Annotated in this window: 20 protein-coding genes, 2 pseudogenes and 1 other annotated feature; of the genes and pseudogenes, 4 read left to right on the top strand and 18 right to left on the bottom strand. The window is 49.2% G+C overall.

Annotation, left to right across the window (positions count from 1 at the left end; all coding sequences use genetic code 11):
• The 8 genes from KDD30_RS02090 to KDD30_RS02055 form a co-directional block, all read right to left on the bottom strand.
• On the bottom strand, positions 1–720 hold the full coding sequence (locus KDD30_RS02090) for a creatininase family protein (protein ID WP_211647166.1): 720 nt from the start codon (positions 718–720) through the stop codon (positions 1–3).
• Complete coding sequence (locus KDD30_RS02085; protein ID WP_211647165.1) at positions 721–1,740, bottom strand: GntR family transcriptional regulator; 1,020 nt, start codon at positions 1,738–1,740, stop codon at positions 721–723.
• A gap of 9 nt (positions 1,741–1,749) precedes the next feature.
• A complete protein-coding gene (locus KDD30_RS02080) occupies positions 1,750–2,712 on the bottom strand; it encodes a sodium:solute symporter family protein (RefSeq protein ID WP_211647164.1) in 963 nt (320 codons plus the stop codon).
• Positions 2,697–3,251: a hypothetical protein gene (locus tag KDD30_RS24740; RefSeq protein WP_211647163.1), complete on the bottom strand. Its 555-nt coding sequence runs from the start codon at positions 3,249–3,251 to the stop codon at positions 2,697–2,699. The genes KDD30_RS02080 and KDD30_RS24740 overlap by 16 nt, the downstream gene beginning before the upstream one ends.
• A 3-nt stretch (positions 3,252–3,254) precedes the next feature.
• Positions 3,255–3,512 carry a hypothetical protein gene (locus KDD30_RS02070; RefSeq protein WP_211647162.1) on the bottom strand — a complete coding sequence of 86 codons (258 nt, stop codon included), beginning with the start codon at positions 3,510–3,512 and terminating at the stop codon, positions 3,255–3,257.
• Between the two features lie 755 nt (positions 3,513–4,267).
• A complete protein-coding gene (locus tag KDD30_RS02065) occupies positions 4,268–5,305 on the bottom strand; it encodes an IS110 family transposase (protein ID WP_249199155.1) in 1,038 nt (345 codons plus the stop codon).
• A 95-nt stretch (positions 5,306–5,400) separates the two neighbouring features.
• On the bottom strand, positions 5,401–6,174 hold the full coding sequence (yaaA, locus tag KDD30_RS02060) for a peroxide stress protein YaaA (RefSeq protein WP_211647161.1): 774 nt from the start codon (positions 6,172–6,174) through the stop codon (positions 5,401–5,403).
• 117 nt (positions 6,175–6,291) lie between these two features.
• Positions 6,292–7,719, bottom strand: a complete 1,428-nt coding sequence (locus tag KDD30_RS02055) for a sodium:alanine symporter family protein (RefSeq protein ID WP_211647160.1) — start codon at positions 7,717–7,719, stop codon at positions 6,292–6,294.
• Between the two features lie 458 nt (positions 7,720–8,177).
• Between KDD30_RS02055 and KDD30_RS02050 the strand changes: the two genes are divergently transcribed.
• Positions 8,178–8,357, top strand: a complete 180-nt coding sequence (locus tag KDD30_RS02050; protein ID WP_211647159.1) for a DUF3545 family protein — start codon at positions 8,178–8,180, stop codon at positions 8,355–8,357.
• Positions 8,358–8,436: 79 nt separating this feature from the next.
• Here KDD30_RS02050 and KDD30_RS02045 read toward each other — a convergent pair whose 3' ends face one another.
• The 3 genes from KDD30_RS02045 to KDD30_RS24735 form a co-directional block, all read right to left on the bottom strand.
• Entirely contained in the window at positions 8,437–8,970 is a 534-nt protein-coding gene (locus tag KDD30_RS02045) for a hemerythrin domain-containing protein (protein WP_211647158.1), read from the bottom strand.
• 85 nt (positions 8,971–9,055) lie between these two features.
• The gene (ung, locus tag KDD30_RS02040; RefSeq protein WP_211647157.1) at positions 9,056–9,757 is read right to left on the bottom strand and encodes a uracil-DNA glycosylase; all 702 of its coding nucleotides are present in this window, start codon (positions 9,755–9,757) and stop codon (positions 9,056–9,058) included.
• Positions 9,758–9,830: 73 nt separating this feature from the next.
• Positions 9,831–9,962, bottom strand: a complete 132-nt coding sequence (locus KDD30_RS24735) for a hypothetical protein (protein WP_256449224.1) — start codon at positions 9,960–9,962, stop codon at positions 9,831–9,833.
• A gap of 304 nt (positions 9,963–10,266) precedes the next feature.
• On the opposite strand from KDD30_RS24735, the gene grcA reads away from it, so the two are divergent.
• A complete protein-coding gene (gene grcA / locus KDD30_RS02035) occupies positions 10,267–10,644 on the top strand; it encodes an autonomous glycyl radical cofactor GrcA (protein WP_211647156.1) in 378 nt (125 codons plus the stop codon).
• Positions 10,645–10,713: 69 nt separating this feature from the next.
• Here the strand turns inward: grcA and KDD30_RS02030 are convergent, their stop codons facing one another.
• The 5 genes and pseudogenes from KDD30_RS02030 to thrA form a co-directional block, all read right to left on the bottom strand.
• A complete protein-coding gene (locus tag KDD30_RS02030; RefSeq protein WP_211649443.1) occupies positions 10,714–11,055 on the bottom strand; it encodes a zinc ribbon domain-containing protein YjdM in 342 nt (113 codons plus the stop codon).
• A gap of 215 nt (positions 11,056–11,270) precedes the next feature.
• Positions 11,271–11,444, bottom strand: coding sequence for a CopG family transcriptional regulator (locus KDD30_RS02025; RefSeq protein ID WP_211647155.1), 174 nt, complete (start codon positions 11,442–11,444; stop codon positions 11,271–11,273).
• Positions 11,445–11,563: 119 nt separating this feature from the next.
• Positions 11,564–12,852, bottom strand: a pseudogene (gene thrC / locus KDD30_RS02020) (threonine synthase).
• A gap of 2 nt (positions 12,853–12,854) precedes the next feature.
• Positions 12,855–13,811, bottom strand: a complete 957-nt coding sequence (thrB, locus tag KDD30_RS02015; RefSeq protein WP_211647154.1) for a homoserine kinase — start codon at positions 13,809–13,811, stop codon at positions 12,855–12,857.
• Between the two features lie 2 nt (positions 13,812–13,813).
• On the bottom strand, positions 13,814–16,273 hold the full coding sequence (gene thrA, locus KDD30_RS02010; protein ID WP_211647153.1) for a bifunctional aspartate kinase/homoserine dehydrogenase I: 2,460 nt from the start codon (positions 16,271–16,273) through the stop codon (positions 13,814–13,816).
• 102 nt (positions 16,274–16,375) lie between these two features.
• Positions 16,376–16,490: a sequence feature (Thr leader region), on the bottom strand.
• 414 nt (positions 16,491–16,904) lie between these two features.
• Between thrA and aceK the strand changes: the two genes are divergently transcribed.
• Together aceK and KDD30_RS02000 are read left to right on the top strand one after the other, a co-directional pair.
• Positions 16,905–18,623 carry a bifunctional isocitrate dehydrogenase kinase/phosphatase gene (gene aceK / locus KDD30_RS02005; RefSeq protein ID WP_211647152.1) on the top strand — a complete coding sequence of 573 codons (1,719 nt, stop codon included), beginning with the start codon at positions 16,905–16,907 and terminating at the stop codon, positions 18,621–18,623.
• A gap of 132 nt (positions 18,624–18,755) precedes the next feature.
• Positions 18,756–19,205: a hypothetical protein gene (locus KDD30_RS02000; protein WP_211647151.1), complete on the top strand. Its 450-nt coding sequence runs from the start codon at positions 18,756–18,758 to the stop codon at positions 19,203–19,205.
• Positions 19,206–19,251: 46 nt separating this feature from the next.
• Here KDD30_RS02000 and KDD30_RS24435 read toward each other — a convergent pair whose 3' ends face one another.
• Both KDD30_RS24435 and KDD30_RS24430 read right to left on the bottom strand, forming a co-directional pair.
• The gene (locus tag KDD30_RS24435; RefSeq protein WP_249199261.1) at positions 19,252–19,743 is read right to left on the bottom strand and encodes a putative 4-hydroxy-4-methyl-2-oxoglutarate aldolase; all 492 of its coding nucleotides are present in this window, start codon (positions 19,741–19,743) and stop codon (positions 19,252–19,254) included.
• A gap of 141 nt (positions 19,744–19,884) precedes the next feature.
• A pseudogene (locus KDD30_RS24430) lies at positions 19,885–20,226 on the bottom strand (DUF3293 domain-containing protein); the annotation flags it as partial.
• Between the last annotated feature and the right edge of the window lie 359 nt (positions 20,227–20,585).

Below are 20,585 nucleotides of genomic sequence, written 5' to 3'. Positions count from 1 at the left end.
TCAGCAGTCGTCAGAGACCGCCCACCCGTGTTCCACCAAATGAGTCGCTTCTTCCACAGCGGCTTGCCAGATTGCCAGCATCACGTCATCACTCATTGAATAACGTCCGCCATAATTACCATCGCCAATCATTGCCTTTGCTGCGGCGGGTGATAGTTGCGCCATTTTCTGCAGATCAATCATCGGTTTTTCCGCATCCGGCATCACGACACCTTGCAACCGTGTCCAGGGGAAGTTTTCCATCCAGGAGGCATGCGATGCATTGGAAGAAATGGACTGAACCATGTTCTGTACTGTTGTCGATGCCCACCAGTTATGAAAGATCACTTTTGCATCCTGATGCGCCATCAGCCAATGCTGAATTTGTGCCTGAACCGGGCTGTTCCCCCCATGTCCATTGATGATCATGATCCGGCGAAACCCCTGGCGGTACAAACTATCTAAGAGATCGCAAACAAATTGAAAATACGTTGTCGGGCGTATCGTCACTGTGCCGGGGAAGGCGCTGAAATAAGGTGCAATACCAAACGGAACTCCCGGAAATACAGGCACTTGTGCTCGAGAACCAGACTCTTCTGCAAGTTTTGAAGATAAAATATGATCAACACAAAGGCTTAGATATGCGTGCTGCTCTGTACTTCCCAGAGATATCATCGCTCGGTCATCATGCTCTAAATAGGATTCAACCTGAAACCAGTTCATATCACTAATATTCATCATTTATTTCTCTTTCTCTGCCCTGTGCTCACACGTCATTTTATACAATGCCGGTATCGCAATTCCTTGTAAGTATTCATAAGCAGGAATATGGTCATACTCAAATACAATCGACTCAGATAAATTTATTTTTTTGATCGTATCAAAGCATCCTGAACTATAAATAATCACATCATAAGTCTGACGATTCATTTCAGAAACCAAGTCATCCACAAAAATAGAAGTAATCTCATAATCTTCATTCAAGTAAACATTGACACCTTCCATCATCACCGGGATAAAATTCTGATACGCAGAAACCATCAAAATTTTGCTGTTTCTTTTCATTTCTTTTAAATGTTGAATCACGACCGGAGAGGGCACCAAATAAGGTGCAAGAATGGGCGTTCCGGAGAGCATGCCTTCAACTTTTGACACACAATGTGGGATCGTCAATATCAGTCCATAGTCGCTTTTATTCGAATAGGATGAAAACTCATCAAAACTGAAATTATCGATCTTTGGTTGAATGTCGACTAACTTTTCGAGCTCTCGGATATACTTCTCATTGACACGTGTTGCATTACCAACCCAAGCCACTTTTTTGTCCAGCTTGATTGGTTTCACACCCTCATCAAAAAGATGAATAAACAATATTGGATCAATATTGAGACTTCTGGAACGCTGAATCAATGACCGAAAATCACCTTTTAAAGATTCAATACTTTGCTGTCGTTCGCTTTCCAGTGTGGGCTGATGAACAAAAACACCTTTACCGGGCAATGTATAGATCAGTGATTTTTTTTTCAGGTTTTCATAAGCTTTACTGACTGTCGCCTGAGAAATATCAAGCTGAGCAGCCAATTCACGAACAGAAGGAAGTTGCGGCTGATGCCAGAAATATCCCGACATAATACCAAACTCAATATAACCCTCTAACTGTGCCTGCGCACCAATGGGTAAGTTTTTATTAAGGATAAAATTAAACATAAGCCCCGCTGATGTTTCAAAAGAAAAGGTGGGGATGGCGATTCTCACCCCCACCCGCAAACCCTATCGACCTGCAGAAGATTTTGACAAGGCATTAAAATGACGATCAATGGCTGCATCAGAGTTACGGCCGATACACAGACTAACGACGGTGAGGACGAGCATGGTAAATCCCCAAGAAATAATCAAAGGATCAAATCCGAAATTCAACTTGACCCAACCCAGCTTCATCATCACATACAGCAATTCTCCGAAAATGACAGACGCAATCGCACCCTCTTTCGTCGCCCCTTTCCAGTACATACCTAAAATGACAGGTGCAACCCAGATTCCCAATCCACCGAACGCAAACTTAATCAGTTCGAAAATTCCCGCAGGTTTTGCAATACCAATCGCGACGCCTGCAATCCCAATCAGCACGGTCACAATACGAGACAGTTGAAAGATTTGTTTCGGCGTTGCCTGTGGATTGATCACATTCTGATAAATATCCCGAGTGACCCCACCCGTTGCGACAACCAGTAAAGCATCAATAGTTGACATACCCGCTGACACAATCCCGGCAATCAAAATAGAGGCAAAAATTGGCTCAAGGTTCTGTTGTAATAACATGGGGACGATAAAGTCGGTTTGTTTCCCTTCCAAACCCGGAACCGATAAAATTGCATTCACACCAGCCCACTCAATCAGTGTTGCCGACAACAGCATGCCTAAAGTGCCCAGAATGACAGCTTTAAACAAAGTCGAGTAATTTTTCATGGTAAAAAACTTGGTGAAAAGCGTCGGCTGACCAATCGTAAAAAAACTCCACATCACAATCATTGAAACGTATCCGGCCCAAGGAAAGCTCCCTTTCGCCCCGGGATGAGTCACATAAGCTTCGTTCTGTGCAACCAGTGATGCATTGATGTGCTCAAGCCCACCGCCCGCGCGGACTGACACGAAGAATGTCACAATTGCAGTCAGCACCATCAGAAAGCCCTGGAGTACATCGGTCATCATGGCGCCTTTCATCCCGCCGGCCATGCAATACACCACCACGATGATCCCATACCTGCGACCCCCATCCACTCAGGTAACCCTGTGAATGTATTCAGAATCACACCAGCCCCCACCGTTTGTGCACCCATCATTGCGATCAGAAAAACCACCATCATGACAGCGTGTACGGTTCGAATTGAATTCGATTCATAACGATCGGCCAAATAGTCACTCATGGTTAAAAAACCATGCTGCCGTCCAAGCAACATCAGTTTCCGGCCGACGAACAAGGCGGGAATAATCATTGAAAAGGCTAGTCCGGGCACCGAAACACTCATACCTGCGAACCCGTTAGAATAAGTAATCGCCGGTACTCCCATAAAGGTACTCATGCTGTATTGTGAGGCAAAATAAGCAAAGCCGCCGACGATAGAGCCTGCCTTACCACTCATCACAAAAAAGTCTGTCAATGTCTCTGTTGTCCGGGATGCATACCAACCAATCGCACCAATCACAACAAGATAAATGGAAAGTGTAATAAAAAATGGGGTGGGCGTTGGTTCAACTAATAATTCTGGCGTCATTTTTTATCCCTCATGATGCTGTTTATATTCAGGTAATTTTTGGTATTCATCTCTCGCCAGGCATTGCTTCGCAAAAACAACAATAGCGAGTAAGACTGTACTGCCATGAATTAACCAACCGTAGACAAACCAAGGAATACCCAGAAATCCAGGCAGATATGATTCACTGTAAAACCAAGGAAAAGGCATCATGATAAAAACATATAAAGCCATGAATATCATGAACCAAGCTTTTTCAAAGCGATTACTTAAAACATCCATTGTTCAACCCTTCTACATGGAATAATAACCAGAAAAAAAGTAAGTATTTATTGTTGGAGTCATCGATTAGTACACAAAACGACCAGAAGCAGCAACTGTTATATTGAGCAATAACAGTCAAAATGAGAGTTTCATCTGTTTATTTCGTATTAATTAAGATTAATTTAATCACCAATTTTCTTATCACGGGAAATGAGTCACCGGCAATTAATTCGTTAAATAAACTCAATTCATTGATTGAGTTCATGAATAAATTAGGACGGAGAAATAAATTTATTGACTCAACCAAGAAGGCGCAGAGATAACCTAACCCATCGATCTGCTGTTTTCTCACGAACCAAGCAGCTTCCCCCGATCGCAGTCAGGCGGGTTATTCAGATTGATCATTGTCCCAAAAATCCAGCAATGACCGGTGAACAAAGGAAATGATAGCGAGCGTTGTTGAAGTGTGAAGCAGCAGACTGAGGAAATCTGCTCTGGGATGTGGAATCAATCAAAACTATAAAAAATGTATGGTCTGCTCCTGAATTGCAAGAGAAGTTCGATTTCAGAAGTCGTTTGCGTCAATGTATCCGGCCTATTCGCGAGCAATCTTTGTGCTCTGGCCTTGATGGGATCCGCACATCACCGTCCTAATAAAGCTTTCAGTCACAATAGACTGCTTTTTTAGCCAGGCTTCAGTGATGTGGGATGAACGCTTCTTTCATCAGTTTTCTTCCGCAAAACATAGGATAGCTATTGTTGTAGTGGATGCTTTATACCGTGCTCGGGTATGCCTGATATTCTCGACCAGAGGTTAATACCTTCCAGCAGATACGAATGAGTTTGTTTGCCAGCGCAATAAGAACCACATGGTGATGATGTGAGGCCTCCAGTCTGCCAATCCACTTCCCAAGGGAAGACTGCTCTCGATTCATGTGAATTTTCAATGCTTTTGCTCCTTGGACAACCAACGTTCGTAAGTAGGTGTTACCTCGTTTACTGATGCTCCCGAGGTTAGACTTTCCTCCGGTCGAATATTGCTTCGGTACCAACCCCAACCAGGCTGACATATCCCTTGCTCGTTTGAACTGGTTTCCGCTGCCAACAGCCGCAATCAAAGCCGTTGATACGATTGGGCCGATGCCGGGTACTGTGCTTATCAACTTGCATTGTTCGGACGCGATTGCCGCCTGTTTCAATAATTCACTCATCTCGTCTATCTGAACATCAAGGTACTGCCAGCGTTCTCGTAAACGAAAAACTAACGCACGCATGAAATCTGGCAATCCATTGTCAGCATCTTCCAAAATACTTGGAAGGGCTCGCTCAAATACCTTCCGTCCTACAGGTACTGTTATCCCGTATTCCAACAAAAGTGCGCGCATCTGATTAACAACAGCTGTTCGTTCCGTAATAAATCTCTGTCGGACTCGGTGTGTTGCCTGCAACGCAAGCTGTTCATCAGTTTTTAATGGCACACAGCGCATAGAGCCACGACTACCAGCTTCGGCAATCGCAGCGGCGTCATTGAAGTCGTTCTTATTTGATTTCAAGTAAGGTTTTACAAACTGTGCCGGGATTATCTTCACTTCAAAGCCAGCATCAGCAAACATGCGCCCCCAATACTGAGAGCCAGGGCATGCTTCAAAACACACGGTTGTTGGCGGCGTATTGATGACAAACTCTTTCATTTGGCTTCGAGTTAGCTTTTGTCTGGAGAGAATGTGTCCCTGCTTATCCATCGCAATCATGTGAAAACAGTTTTTGCCCAGGTCGATACCATAAATGTACACGTTTGAGTTGGTCATCATATATCTCCTTCATCAGCCCTACATTCAGCATAAGAAGTTCGGGGGGAGCAGACCATCCCATTAGGAGACGGTATCGTCTCCTCATCATGATGCGATTACTGCGCTTCGCGTTTGAAGACCAGCTCAGTCGCCGTGGATTCTTCCGGTGAGAAATAATACCCAGCCACATCAAACTGCTTGAGTTGTTCAACTGAAGTCAGACGATTCTCAATGATGTATCGTGCCATCATACCCCGTGCTTTTTTGGCAAAGAAGCTGATCACTTTGTACTGACCATTCTTGCAGTCTTTAAAGACAGGTGTAATCACCTTGCCTTTCAGGGATTTGGGTTTCACTGCTTTGAAGTATTCATTGGACGCCAGATTAATCAGGATATCGTCCCCTTGTGCTTCCAGTGCCGCATTCAGTTTGTCGGTAATGATGTTATCCCAGAACTGATACAGGTTAGTGCCGCGGCCATTGGCCAGTTTGGTGCCCATTTCCAGACGATAAGGCTGCATCAGATCCAACGGACGGAGCAAGCCATACAGGCCAGACAGCATTCTGAGATGTTGCTGAGCAAACGTAAAATCCTCGTCGCTCAGGGTTTCCGCTTCCAGACCCGTGTAAACATCACCTTTGAACGCCAGAATTGCCTGACGGGCATTCTCTGAGGTGAAGTCCGGATGCCAGTCGGCGAAGCGCGCAGCATTCAGGCCGGCAATTTTGTCACTCACCTTCATCAGGCTGGCAATATCCATCGGCGTGAGTTTACGGCAGACTTCAATCAGTTCAGCGGAGTGATCCAGCAGTTCAGGCAAAGTATGTACCTGAGTTGCCAACGGCGATTCATAATCCAGAGTTTTGGCGGGCGAAACCACAATCAACATGCTTCAATATCCTGTCAACGAAACTGCCCCAAAGAGTACCATTTCAGCGCAAAAAATACAGAAATGGATAGCTTCAGGGCGAGTGGTTTTCCGGATTTCTGCCATCGGAAAATTCGATTAGTCCTTTGAACGGGTCCAGATATCTTCATCAAGCTGCGCATGCAGTTCGGGATACTGACGACTGTCAAACTGCGGTACTTTACCCAGAGACAACTGCGCGTTGTAGTCTTTGGCCAGTTTCACAACCGTCCCCGACAACAGCACAATGGCAACCAGATTAATCATCGCCATCATCCCCATTGAAATATCAGCCATGGTCCAGACCGTTGGCAGTTCAGCCAGCGCACCGAACATCACCATACCCAGTACCACCAGACGAAAAATCGTCAGCCCCGCTTTGTGGTTATGCTCCAGAAAGATCAGATTGGTTTCGGCGTAGGAATAATTCGCAACCAGAGAGGTAAAAGCAAACATGAAGATTGCGATGGCAATGAAAATCCCGCCCCAGTCTCCGACCTGAGACGACAGCGCCCGCTGCGTCAGTTCAATCCCGGTCACTTCACTGTGCGGCACATATTCACCCGACATCAGAATAATCGCGACCGTCGCACTACAGATCACAATGGTGTCGGTAAACACACCCAGCATCTGGACATAGCCTTGCGACGCCGGATGCGGCGGATAAGGGGTCGCCGACGCTGCCGCATTGGGAGCGGAGCCCATCCCGGCCTCATTGGAAAACAATCCGCGTTTCAGGCCATTGATCATCCCCTGCGCAATGGTGTATCCCAATGCCCCGGAGGCCGCTTCTTCCAGCCCGAAGGCGCTGCGGAAGATCAATCCCAGCACCGAGGGCACTTGCTCAATGTTCATCGCCACCACCACCAGCGCCAGTGCCAGATAGCAGCCCGCCATCACAGGCACCAGAATCTCGGCTGTCCTTGCAATGGTGCGCATCCCGCCAAAAATAATAAATCCGGTCAGGGCCACCAGCACCATTCCGACCACAATTGGCTGCCAGCCAAAGGCGACATTCATGGCTTTGGCGATGGAGTTCGCCTGAACTGCATTGAAAACCAAACCAAACGCAATGATCAGAAAAATGGAGAACACAACGCCCATCCAGCGCATCCCCAGCCCTTTTTCCATATAGTAAGCTGGCCCACCCCGGTAATTACCCTCATCATCCCGGATTTTATAGAGCTGGGCTAACGCACTTTCAGCAAACGCTGTCGCCATTCCCAGCATGGCAATCAGCCACATCCAGAAAATGGCGCCAGGCCCACCCAGCGTCAGGGCAACCGCAACACCCGCCATATTCCCGGTGCCAACCCGGGCAGCCAGACTGGTACACAGCGCCTGAAAAGAAGAAATCCCGGCAGCGTCTGACTTACGACTGTTTTTCATTACCCGGAACATATGCAGAAAATGTCGGAACTGGATAAATCCCAGCCGACAGGTAAAAAAGATCCCGACACCAATGAGCAGGTAAATCAGTACCGATCCCCACAGCAGGTCATTCAGAAAATTGATCTGGCTTGTCACATCTACCCCTTAGCGTCTTCTCACCATGTTACGTTTGGCCCAGCGCACCGGAGCCGTGTGAACCTCGACATGGCAGGATGTCCGGTTCGATTCATCCTCATGTCATCTCTTTGTCAGTATAGGCTGTTCAACTTTGACATTGCAGCCAATCCTGTTTCTTTCACTGATGGCGAGCAGAATTTGCCAGCACAACGCCTGTACTGATGAAAAGCTGAGCGATCATGCGGAGTTAACTCGCAAAAATCAATGCACGCCATGAAAAAGTGAGCGTTGGATTGCTTTGAACAGGACTGGACCAACCATTGTCAAAAATCAGAAGTCTGAATAAATTTCACAAATAAACAACAAATGCGAAATAGTTCAATTTTATTCTCTATCGGGTTGTGATATTTAACTGATGACCAAGGGGTTTAATCCCCCTTTATCTGAGCAATACTCAGGATTGAGCGAGGTGCACTATGGATAGCTTTGGATTCGACAACATGCTTGAAAGCGATTTACCCCGTCGGAGTTCACGCAGTAAACCCGTGAAGCGCAAGTGGCGGGAAATTGAAGCACTGAAAGATAAACAACGTCTGAAGAAGGAACTTCAGGATATTGATATTCTTCATGAATTCACTGATGAGGTGGATTTGTAATCCGGGTTTTGCATATCAGGAAACAACCAGATAACGAAAAACACCGGCGCTGTTGCCGGTGTTTTTTCAGCAGTTCAAGTTATGATTCCAGCCGGCTCGCCAGCTCTCTGTATTGCGCCGAAACTTCTTTCCCGAATAGCGGGTCACACAAACATTCCTGATATTCACTTTCAACCGCAGCCCAGTCGGACGAGGTGAAGTGCTGACGAATCACAGGAAACACCTGCTTTTCTTCCATGTCCAGATGCTGCTTTTGCCGCTCCACAAAGGCATTGAGTTTTTCCGCAAAGACATCCAGCGGAATCACAGCATCCATGAGCACCATATCGACGGTCTCAGCAAACTCAGAAGTCAGCTTTGCCAGTTCCACATGTTCGGCTTCCAGATCCAGAATCCGCTGCTCATCCCCGTAGTGGCTGAGGTAATAATGGTAAATCACATCTTCTTTCGGATGATGGCAGTGCTCTGCCTGATTTTGCAGATAAGTCACGATATCGCGAATCATCTGATAATTGACGTCATACCCTTCCCGGATTGCGGCCAGCTTAGTCCGGAGCAACCGGAGCAGACGATTGATATAACCATGTTCGGTGTGAATACTGTCCAATAGCATTTCGACCTCCCGGACATTAACTCCCAACTCAATATTTAAGTGTAATCCGGGCTGACGAAATGGGCTTGATCCAGATTAGGTTCCGTTAAACTTCTGGGGGAAGTTGCCAGTCAATCTCACTTTTATGCATTTTTCTCAACCATTGGTTGGCTTGTGAGAAATGGCGGCAGCCAAAGAAGCCACGATAGGCCGACAGCGGTGACGGGTGAGCAGAAGACAGCACACAGTGTTTGTCCCGATCGATCTGTTTCCCTTTCTTTTGGGCATGTGCACCCCACAGCATAAACACCAGACCTTCACAATGCTGATTCAGGCTGGCAATGACCTGATCGGTAAATGTTTCCCAGCCAAACTTACTGTGAGAATGGGCTTTCCCCTGCTCGACCGTCAATACCGTATTGAGCAGCAGCACGCCCTGCTCTGCCCAGTGCTGAAGATAACCGTGTCCGGGAATGGTAAAACCGTCGATATCGGTCGCTAACTCTTTGTACATATTGGCAAGCGACGGCGGCACCTTCACACCGGGCAGCACCGAAAAGCTCAGTCCATGGGCTTGATCCGGGCCGTGATAAGGATCCTGTCCGAGAATCACCACCTTAACCTGATCAAAAGGTGTGGCATCAAACGCATTGTAGACAGACGCCTGAGGCGGGAAAACCGTTTTCCCGGCGGCTCTTGCTTCAGCCACCCGGGCCTCCGTTTGCTGAAAATAATCTTGCTGGCGTTCGTGTTCCAGAAGGGTTGCCCAGTCAAAATCAACTGTGCGAATGGGTTCCGGGGCAGACATCTCGGCTCCTGCTGGTGAATCAGTCAATGAGCCAATATTCTACCTGAATCGACAGCGGGGGTAACAGACGGTTTTATTTCGGCCGGCTGACAGGACCGACAGGGGTTCGCCAATGGCCCCGTCCCTGAACCGGACGGTTTGCCTGAGGGAGTCGGGTCATTTGAAGCACACAGTATTCGGGAACGGGGATGGATTCTGGATTCATTGTAATCTCCTCATGAAATCAAACATCTTGTTTCTTCTATGAAAGAAGAGTGCCAACTTTTTCTGCCGGAAAAATCACACGTCGTTTCAGCAGGTTAAAAGCCTTGCACCTGATGACTATGCGACCACTCAATTGTGCAAATGATGAGCGCTGCCCTCAAAAAGCGCAATTTTGCGCGTAATTTGTGCAGTCGGTTGCGCTTTTGCAGTGCCATGTGAGTTGACGCAGATCAATGGTCCGTTTCATGAACGCGGTAGGATGAGATCGTTCTCTATTGTTGTCATTCCTCACTCAAGGAGCAGCCATGATCAAAGGCATTCAAATCACCCAGGCAGCCAACCCTCAGTTGCTGAATTCAATCTGGTTACTGGATTCAGACCAGGGCACTGCCCGCTGCCTATCTGCCGCTGAAGGCTTCAGTGCGGATCAGGAAGTACAGACTTCAGATCTGGGTCAGTTTGAATTTCGCGAGCTGCCGGTCGAACAAGCGTCCCGCGTTGAAGGGGGACAGCATCTGAACGTGAATGTGCTCAAACGGGAAACGCTGGAAGATGCCCTGGCGCATCCAGAAAAATATCCGCAACTGACCATTCGCGTCTCTGGTTATGCCGTCCGTTTTAATTCCCTCACACCGGAACAGCAACGGGATGTCATCGCCCGGACCTTCACCGACACTTTGTAAGGACTTGCCATGAAAAAACGCCGCGACCTTTGCAGGTTGCGGCGTTTTTCTGTCTGATTGTGGCTGAAATCAGGCTTTTTTCACGAACTCAGACTTCAGCATCATGGCACCGATGCCATCAATCTTACAGTCGATGTTGTGGTCACCGTCCACCAGACGGTTGATTTTTACTTTAGTGCCAACTTTTGCGACTGAAGAGGATCCTTTGACCTTCAAGTCTTTAATCAAGGTCACGAAGTCGCCTTCCTGCAGCACATTGCCATTCGAGTCTTTCACGACCAGCGCATCCGGATCTTCAGCGACTTCACCCTGAATCCACTCATGGCCACACTCAGGACAAATCAGCATTGCCTGATCTTCATAGACATAAGATGAATTGCACTCTGGGCAAGGAGGTAAGGTGTCACTCATGCTCACGGTCTCTCTTTAATAAAAGTATCAACTTAAGGATATTCGCCCAGCGCAGTCTTGCCAGGGGAAACTCAAAGGCAAATATTATAATGTAATTACAATGAAATTATCACAACTATTCTTGTCACCCTGAATACTGCGAATGGCTGCGCCAGAAATGAAAAACCCCTTTCACAGGGAAAGGGGCTCAGAGTCCTTGCACAATCCGGAGTGCATTAGTCCGATTTTGGTTCATCAAGATAACTGACATCATGTTTTTCCAGATACTCACGGATCAGCTGGCGGACCACCTGAGAAGGGGTGAGATCCTGAGAGGCGCATAACTTCTCAAATGCCTGCTTTTTGCGGGGGTCCATCAATACCGTAAAACGGGCCGTTTTGCTTTCCACGTGTGTTTACTCTGCGTCGGTGATGATAATCAAATTATAATCAAATCCGGATAGAGAAGAAACGCCGCCAAACAAAAGAGCCACCCGAAGGTGGCTCAAGACGGGCTGCTGTATCACAGTCAATCCGGCTGAACGGCGCGCAGGACAGCCTTCAGCTGTGTAAAGTCGTTATCGCGCTCTTCAGACAACAATTCCATCGCACCATGTTTAGCAAGTGGTGCTGGCAGATCGATGTCTTTCTCCAGAATTTCTTCCACCACTTCCTTGAACTTGGCCGGATGCGCCGTACACAGAAAGAGGCCGGTTTCACCTGGCTGCAGCTGCTCATTCAGTACGCGGTAGGCAATCGCACCATGCGGTTCGCACAGATACCCTGCCGCATCCATCTGACGCAGGGTTTCTGCACTTTGCTCATCAGTCACAGCGCCGTAACCCAGCTCGCTCAGACCCCAGCCCTGTTTCTGACACAGCTCTTCAATGCGTGGCCAGTTGTTGGGCTGGCTCACATCCATGGCATTCGAAATCGTCGGGATCGTGGCTTTCGGTTCCCACTGACCGCTTTGCAGATAACGCGGCACGGTGTCGTTCACGTTGGTTGCCGCAATAAAACGTTTCACAGGCAAACCCAGTGCTTTTGCCAGTAAACCAGCAGTCAGGTTGCCGAAGTTGCCGCTGGGTACTGAAACCACCAGATTGCCGCGGGCTTCTTTCGGCAACTGTGCAACCGCTTCGAAGTAATAACAAATCTGAGCCATCAGACGGCTGATGTTAATCGAGTTTGCTGAATTCAGGCCCACTTCCTGGCGCAGTTCTGCATCATCAAAGGCCTGCTTCACCAGCGACTGACAGTCATCAAAGGTTCCGTTCACAGCAACCGTGTGGATATTGCCCCCAGCGTACAGAAGAGTTTTTCCTGCAGCGGGCTGATCTTGCCTTTCGGGTACAGGATCACCACGTTGATATTGTCCATGCCATAGAAAGCATGGGCGACAGCAGCGCCGGTATCGCCTGAAGTCGCCGTCAGAATGGTGATCTTGCCGTTCGAGTCAGACACCGCAGCCAGCGACTGAGCCATAAAACGGCCGCCAAAATCTTTAAAGGCCAGCGTCGGGCCATGGAAGAGTTCCAGCGCATACACGCCATCTTTAACCTGTGCCACAGGCGCCGGGAACTGAAATGCATTGCCGACCATCTGCTGTACGGTGTCTGCCGACAACTCTTCACCAATAAAAGCAGACAGGATCCGGCTGCTGCGCGTCACAAAATCCTGCGCCAGCAGTGCATCAATATCACCCAGGTCAGGCAGCTCAGACGGGAAAAACAAGCCTTGCTGACGCCCCAGCCCCTGACGGACGGCCTGAGCAAAAGAGACTTCTTCCTGATGATCTTTTAAGTTATACAGCTTCATGATTAATACTCGCTTCCTATTTCTTTTGAACCCTGACTGTCGAGCTGACAGACATGGACGAATCCTTCATCGTTCTGGACATAATGCTGTTGCAACCAGCGGGCGATGCGCTCTGCAACCTCCAGATCATCACAGATGCTGAACATGGTCGGGCCGGACCCTGAAATCCCGCTGGCCAACGCACCGGCTTCGAGTGCGTACTGACGCGCTTCTTTAAAGCCAGGCAGCAACCCTTCCCGGTATGGTTCTGCAACCACGTCTTTAATCATTTTTGCGGCCAGTTGCGCTTGCTGACTGTGGCAGGCGTGAATGAAACCACCCAGTTGACGGCCGTGCGTAATCACATCCTGACGACGATACTGTGCCGGCAAAATCGCCCGGGCTTCAGCGGTCGACACTTTAATGCCCGGATAAGCCATCACCCAGTACCAATTGTCGAAGCAAGGCACCTGCTGGCTGATAATCCCCAGTTCCTCCACCATGAACTGCAGACCGCCCAGATAGCAGGGCGCAACATTATCGTAATGAATGCCGCCCGAGATCTGGCCTTCCATTTCACCCATCAGCGCCAGCAATTCAGTTTCATTCAGCGGATTATCGTGAAAACGGTTCAGCGCATCCAGAGCCGCCACAATCGAACAGGCACTGGAGCCCAGACCGGAACCAATCGGCATATTTTTCTGCAGGGTGACAGACACCGGCTGAAGTGCAATGCCTTTCTTGTCTAATTCGCGAGCAAACACCTGCCAGCAGTGGTAGACAATATTCTGCTCAGGCTCTGCTGGCAGCTTGGCAACAAAATCGCCCTCACAACGCAGCGCAAAAGGTTCGCTGCCCGCAGCCACAGTGACTTTATCCCCCAGCAGGGTGCCGTCGATGGGCGACACAGCCGCCCCCAATACATCAAATCCCACACTGACATTTCCGATCGATGCCGGTGCGTAAACGGTCACACTCATCCTTAAACTCCCAGTTTCCAGCCGACGGTACGCATCAGATCGGCAAATACCCCGGCTGCAGTGACTTCAGTCCCTGCGCCATAACCACGCAAGACCAGCGGAATGGGTTGATAATAGCGGCTGTAGAATGCCAGCGCATTCTCGCCATCTTTGATTTTGAACATCGGGTCATCGGGATCCACCGCTGCCACTTTCACGGTGCATTTGCCCTGATCGATTTCACCAATGTAGCGCAGGACTTTGCTTTCTGCCGCCGCCTGAGCAGACAGCTCGCTGAAATACGCATCCGCCTGCGGCAGACGCTGCATGAAAGCTTCCACATCACCGCTCTGATCGAAGCCCGGTGGTAACGCCGGTTCAACCACAACATCGCTCAGTTCCAGGACATATCCGGCTTCACGGGCCAGGATCAGCAACTTACGCGCGACATCCATTCCGGACAGATCATCACGGGGATCCGGCTCAGTAAAGCCGTTATTGCGGGCCACCGTGGTCGCTTCACTCAGGCTCATGCCTTCGTCCAGCTTGCCGAAGATGAACGACAGAGACCCCGACAGAATCCCGGCGAAACGTTCCAGTTCATCACCGGCGGCCATCAGGTTCTGCAGGTTTTCAATCACCGGCAGACCCGCACCCACTGTGGTGTCATACATGAAGCGGCGGCGTGTCACACGTGCAGCCTGACGTAACTGATGATAGTAAGCCATACTCGCCGTATTGGCTTTCTTGTTCGGCGTGATCACGTGGAAACCCGCAGCCAGGAAGTCGACATACTGCTCTGCAATGCCCTCATCAGACGTACAGTCAATGATGACCGGGTTAATGATATGGTGACGCTGCACCAGCTGAATCAAGCTGGCCAGATTAAAGCTTTCCTTGGCCTGTCCCAGAGTGTCGCGCCAGTTTTCCAGCGGCAGACCATTGTTATCCAGCAGCAGACCTTTGCTGTTAGACAGACCGCACACCCGGATCACAATGCCATTTTCTGCCAGCTTTTCCTGCTGACGCTGGATCTGATCCACCAGCTCGCCGCCAACACCGCCAACACCCACCACGAAGACATCCAGAAAATGCTTACTGTTAAACAGGTTCTCGTGACAGGCTTTGACCGCCTCAGACACTTTGTTGGCCGGGATCACCGCTGAAATTGCACGCTCTGAAGAGCCCTGAGCAATGGCCACAATGTTCACGTTCACTTCGGCCAGCGAGGTAAAGAAGCGGGAAGCCACGCCACGGGACGTGCGCATGCCATCACCGACCAAGGTCACGATGGCAGAATCATCGATAAATTCTACCGGCTCCAGCAAGCCTTCTTTCAGCTCCAGCTCGAAGTTGTTGCGAAGCGCCTGCTCTGCGGCAAACTTATCATCACTCTCAATACAAAAACTGATGCTGTATTCCGAGGAAGACTGCGTGATCAACACAATTGATACACCGGCTGCCGACATCGCACCAAAGACGCGGGCCGCCATCCCGACCATGCCTTTCATCCCAGGACCAGACACGTTGACCATGGTCAGGTTTTTCAGTGTGGTGATCCCTTTGATGGCGAGATTGTCTTCACCGGTATCCTGACCAATCAGGGTGCCAGCCCCTTGCGGGTTAAAACTGTTTTTAATGAGACAGGGAATGTGGAACTGAGCAATCGGGGCAATGGTTTTCGGGTGCAGCACGGAAGCGCCAAAGTAAGACAGCTCCATCGCTTCCTGGTAACTGAGCGACTTCAGTAACCGGGCATCCGGGACCAGACGCGGATCGCAGTTATACACACCATCGACATCTGTCCAGATTTCACAGCACTCGGCACGCAGACAGGCTGCCAGAACGGCTGCTGAATAGTCTGAACCATTACGGCCCAGAATCACCAGCTCCCCTTTGGTATTACCGGCAGTGAAACCCGGCATGATATGGATATGACCTTCAGCCAGTGGCTGACGGCGGAAGTTGTCTGTGGACACTTCAATCTCGACATGGCCTTCCAGAGTATCCCCATGAGCCAGCAAGTAAGCGACCGGATCGATTAAATCGGCTTTGTGGCCTTTGGCTTCCAGCGCCGATTTCATCGCAACAATCGACAGGCGCTCGCCTTTACTGATCACCCGCGCATACACATTATCCGGGCATTGTCCCAACAGCTTCATGCCATGTACCAGCTGTTTCAGATTGCCCAGCGTACTGGCCAGCTTGGCATCAACTGCGGTGCGATCAAAAGCAGGGAGTTGTTGTACGATGCCGTCAATCAGGCTGTTGAAGGTATTTTCCAGATCGGCCAGCTGCAGCTCAGCATCGCCGGTCGCCACGACAGTTTCAATCACTGAAACCAGTTTGTTGGTCACTTTACCCGGTGCGGACAGCACCACGGAAACTTCCCCCTGATGAGCATTACTGGCGATGATATCCGCCGCTCTGAGAAACCGGTCGGCATCTGCTAACGATGAGCCGCCAAATTTAAGCACTCGCATTCCCTACTCCACTTCCGTTAATTTGAACTGTCCTGACAAGTTTATTCCGGGTTTTATGCTTTTCACCGGAAAAACATGTCCTTAACTCTAAAAAATCATGGTGAAAAAAAAGCCCGCACTCTGGAGTGCGGGCTTTTTTTAAAATCTTGCGCGTATCAGCCCGCCCCAACACTGGTTGTGCCGGTAATAATCGTGGTGGTGGTGCCGATCAGCGTCTTCTTCATGTTTTTTTATTAAATGATTATCTTCATGTTGTGTGTTCTTTACGTTTACCCGATTGATGAAACAGAGTCAACACTGACTAGTGAATAATTTTTTCCTTTCTTCAAATACAACTTTTTTGTCTGAGAATGGATTATTTCCACAAAGAATAATTAAGTCACATAAAATTAGATGGAAACACGTTTCAATATTTGCAGGAAACTCATTGCCATAGCATAGTAAGTCGACAGGGACACGGTCCCGAAAGCGTTTTGATTCCTTTTGGGAAATCCCAGAAAAGAATCGCAGTTGAAAGCCCAGTCAGGTCTCAGGACGGTGGTGTTACGATACCGGCCTCAGACCCCTCCCGAGCCGGATAGAAATCAGGCCGGAGCATGAAAACTATAAATCAATATCGGAGGGATCCGGCATGACCGCAGCAATGGAACAGCTGGTTGCGCATACCATACTCCAAGGCTTTGATGCCATGTACGGCCGTTTTCTGGATGTCACGGCCGGCGCACAGGAAAGGTTCGAAAATCAGGAATGGTTGTCCGTACACCAGGCCTTGAAGCAACGCATTAATTTTTATGACCATCATGTGGAACTGGTCAGCCGCCAGATCCAGATCATGCTGGGGAAACAGTACGCAAACCGTGAATTTCTCACGGCGGTCAAAGCATCCTATGAAGATTTGCTGCTGGATTACCCCAGATACGATATCGCTGAAAGCTTTTTTAATTCAGTCTATTGCCGTATTTTCGACCACCGGGATATTAACCGGGACAAACTTTTCGTACACAGCTCTCAGACCGGACGGATTGCCCCTTATCCCACGGCCCTCACCCGGCTGTATCAGTCGCCCAATGGCCCGCACTTTCTGTTTGAACGGATGATGGACGAAACTCCGTTTACCCTGCAATGGCAAGACAAAACGCGGGACATTGATCTGCTCGTTCAGCGTCTGGAACGCGAATTCGGTGCAGAAGCAATACAGCAGGCCAGGCTCGAGCTCATTAAAGAACCGTTTTATCGCAATAAAGCCGCTTACCTGATTGGGCGTTTATTGCTGGCCGATGACACCCGGATTCCGCTGGTGCTTCCCGTACTGACGACACCGGATCGCCAGATTCATCTTGATGCCTGCTTATGTCATGTGGACGATGTCAGTATCGTTTTTGGTTTCGCCCGCTCCTACTTCATGGTGTATGCCCCGGCCCCGGCAGCACTGGTTCGCTTTCTCAGCGAATTACTGCCCAACAAAACCCATGCCGAGCTATACACCGCGATTGGTTGCCAGAAACATGGCAAAACAGAGCTGTACCGGGAATTTCTGCATCATTTGGAACAATCGGACGATGAATTCATTCTAGCCCCGGGCATCAAAGGCATGGTGATGAGTGTTTTCACGCTGCCATCTTATGGCTTTGTCTTCAAAGTGATTAAAGACAAATTCGCCCCACAAAAAGAAATGAATCGTGCGACAGTCCGGGAAAAATACAAACTGGTCAAAGAGCACGACCGGGTTGGACGAATGGCCGATACGCAGGAATACCGTAACTTCAGTTTTGATCGCCACCGTTTCAGTGACACCCTGCTGGAAGAACTCCGGCAGGAAGCCCCCTCCAGCCTGATTGTGACAGACGAGAAAGTGATCATCCGGCATCTGTATATTGAGCGGCGGATGATCCCGTTCAATCTGTATATTGAACAGGCGAACGATGACGAACTCCGTCACGCAGTCGACGAATACGGAAAAGCCATCAAACAACTGGCGGCCGCCAATATTTTCCCCGGAGATATGCTCTTCAAAAACTTTGGCGTTACCCGTCATAAACGCGTGGTGTTCTACGACTATGATGAAATCAGCTATATGACTGAGATTAACTTTCGTCGTATCCCACCGCCGCGCTTTCCGGAAGATGAACTGTCCGCTGAGCCCTGGTACAGCGTTGGCACCAATGATGTGTTTCCGGAAGAATTCCGTACCTTTTTACTGATCAATCCGAAAGTACGGGCATTATTTGATGAACTGCACAGCGATCTGTTTGATCCGGCCTATTGGCAGCAACTGCAGAGCAATATTGTTCAGGGACAGGTGGAAGATGTTTTCCCGTACAAATCGGAGCACAGACTGACCAGAATTTGATCTTTCCCGCATTCTGCCGTGTAAGTCGTATTCAGAGCCGAGATTGCCCGAATCCTGTCATGGTTCTGGCCTAATATAAACGAAAGACAAGATCGGAAGATCCGGCGATGATGAATTACAGGGATGATGAAGATGAAATACTGGCACCTTTTCTGCCTGCTCTGCCTCGCCTCGCCGACACTGGCCTCTGAGGCAGAGCCCCCCCCAGTGCCAGTTTTCTCTTCCGGCTGGTTTCTGGACTCTCAATCGCGAAGTGCAGAACAATTTGATCTCTGGCAGATCGATAGTGGCTATGCCTATGCGCTCACCTCCTCGACCCAACTCTATGTCAGTACCCGCCTGAAAAGCGGGACCCAAAGTCAATCTGCCACCCGTGGCCTGCTGTCGGGCGTGAAATACAGTTTCAGCCCGAAAATCAGCCTGCAAAGCGCTCTGACATCGGAACGAGTGGCCCAGGATACCCGGCTGGGGGTTGAAGTCAGCAGTCAGTATGAATTGACGGAAAAAGTGAACCTGCACGCCACCATGGATTACGAAGCCTTAGAACAAGTCTACCAGTTAGGCATTGGCTATCGGTTTTGACCATCACAGCAATGCCCCCTCGACTCGGGGGCGCGTCATGTCCTCATCAGAACACCGATAAATCCAGCGGCGTTTTACTCAGTAAAATGCCATTGGGATCGGCATACAGCGTATCCCCCGGATACACCAGCGTATGCGCTACTGTGAGCGTGACATTCCGGTCTCCGGTCTGGCGCTTTTCAGTTTTAAACGGGCAGGCTGAAATCGCTTTGACACCGAGTGCCAGCTCACCCAGCGTCACGACATCACGCACAGCCCCGTTGACCACAACGCCTTCCCAATTGTTCTGGATGGCCATCAATGCCAGCTGATCTCCCAGCAGCGCGCGATTCAGAGAGCCATGTCCATCAATCACCAGTACTTTCCCTGTGCCATCTTCGCTGAGAATTTCACGCACTAAACTGTTGTCTTCAAAACAGCGTAACGTGACCACTTCACCATAAAAAACCGATTTTCCACCGAAGTCCCGGTGCACCAGAGGCAACCAACGCACTTCTTCCTCATAGTGGTCACACAAATCCGGTAATAAATCTTTCATCTCACAACTCCTTTCCTCTGATCCATGAATTCGAAGGTAGGACAGCCAGGGCCCCATGACAATTTGGGAGAAACCCTGCTCATCCAGCAAGACGGGCACCAGATGTAACTGACCCTTTTCAACCCAGTAGATGGCATTTTGTCGCCAGCGTAAAGCTATCTCACAGGCAGATTTCAAATCGGTTGCAACGGCCAGACTGGGTTCATGCCAGTTGCCGTCAGGCGCACTGCAATCCACTGGGGCGACGACATATCCAGCCGCCTCCAGTTCCGCGGCCAACTGGTCCTGCCGCCGACGATTTTCTTTACAACTGAGCACAATACTTTCGGGATTAAATGCTGTTAAAATAGCGAACGATTTGAATTCAGGCAGTTGAACGGCCCGGAACAGAATGTCCTGATAGCTTTGCCAGTGTTCAGCGGGTGCTGCCGTTGACAATGCAGATATCACAAAACTGTCTTTGCGTGGTTGATTGGCCACCATCAAGTTAGATTCCTGTTCAAGTTCAAGAAAGTTTTAACAGCTGCATTTCATTGCTGAAACAACAAATTGTTTGAGCTATAACAATAAGATACTGTCTGTGTCAGGCTAAGATGTCACGGTGAATTCGAAAAAAACCGGGCGCAATACAATAAAATCATATTGTTAGTACGCTGTTAAATGCATACAATCGTGTGCATCCAAGGGAAATTGTAGCCAGTTCCGTAACAATCGGGTTTTTCAGTTGAGGGGCAGCCCTGCTGAGAAATGAGGATGGCGTACCAACAGGTAGTGGATAAGACGAATGCAAACTGCAACAGTTCTGTTACTTTGCCTGTGATCGAATTATTTTTATAGAATTG

The organism is Photobacterium sp. GJ3, from assembly GCF_018199995.1.
In the GTDB taxonomy this organism is placed as follows: domain Bacteria; phylum Pseudomonadota; class Gammaproteobacteria; order Enterobacterales; family Vibrionaceae; genus Photobacterium.
The sequence above is the reverse complement of the archived record's forward strand: the minus strand, read 5'-3'. Positions and strand labels throughout refer to the sequence as shown.

Bases quoted from the DNA above. Each gene is read 5' to 3' on its own strand.
- KDD30_RS02090 (WP_211647166.1), bottom strand. From the start codon at position 720: ATGATGAATATTAGTGATATGAACTGGTTTCAGGTTGAATCCTATTTA.
- KDD30_RS02080 (WP_211647164.1), bottom strand. From the start codon at position 2,712: ATGGCCGGCGGGATGAAAGGCGCCATGATGACCGATGTACTCCAGGGC.
- KDD30_RS24740 (WP_211647163.1), bottom strand. From the start codon at position 3,251: ATGACGCCAGAATTATTAGTTGAACCAACGCCCACCCCATTTTTTATT.
- KDD30_RS02070 (WP_211647162.1), bottom strand. From the start codon at position 3,512: ATGGATGTTTTAAGTAATCGCTTTGAAAAAGCTTGGTTCATGATATTC.
- KDD30_RS02065 (WP_249199155.1), bottom strand. From the start codon at position 5,305: ATGATGACCAACTCAAACGTGTACATTTATGGTATCGACCTGGGCAAA.
- yaaA (WP_211647161.1), bottom strand. From the start codon at position 6,174: ATGTTGATTGTGGTTTCGCCCGCCAAAACTCTGGATTATGAATCGCCG.
- KDD30_RS02050 (WP_211647159.1), top strand. From the start codon at position 8,178: ATGGATAGCTTTGGATTCGACAACATGCTTGAAAGCGATTTACCCCGT.
- KDD30_RS02045 (WP_211647158.1), bottom strand. From the start codon at position 8,970: ATGCTATTGGACAGTATTCACACCGAACATGGTTATATCAATCGTCTG.
- ung (WP_211647157.1), bottom strand. From the start codon at position 9,757: ATGTCTGCCCCGGAACCCATTCGCACAGTTGATTTTGACTGGGCAACC.
- KDD30_RS24735 (WP_256449224.1), bottom strand. From the start codon at position 9,962: ATGAATCCAGAATCCATCCCCGTTCCCGAATACTGTGTGCTTCAAATG.
- grcA (WP_211647156.1), top strand. From the start codon at position 10,267: ATGATCAAAGGCATTCAAATCACCCAGGCAGCCAACCCTCAGTTGCTG.
- KDD30_RS02030 (WP_211649443.1), bottom strand. From the start codon at position 11,055: ATGAGTGACACCTTACCTCCTTGCCCAGAGTGCAATTCATCTTATGTC.
- thrB (WP_211647154.1), bottom strand. From the start codon at position 13,811: ATGAGTGTGACCGTTTACGCACCGGCATCGATCGGAAATGTCAGTGTG.
- thrA (WP_211647153.1), bottom strand. From the start codon at position 16,273: ATGCGAGTGCTTAAATTTGGCGGCTCATCGTTAGCAGATGCCGACCGG.
- aceK (WP_211647152.1), top strand. From the start codon at position 16,905: ATGACCGCAGCAATGGAACAGCTGGTTGCGCATACCATACTCCAAGGC.
- KDD30_RS02000 (WP_211647151.1), top strand. From the start codon at position 18,756: ATGAAATACTGGCACCTTTTCTGCCTGCTCTGCCTCGCCTCGCCGACA.
- KDD30_RS24435 (WP_249199261.1), bottom strand. From the start codon at position 19,743: ATGAAAGATTTATTACCGGATTTGTGTGACCACTATGAGGAAGAAGTG.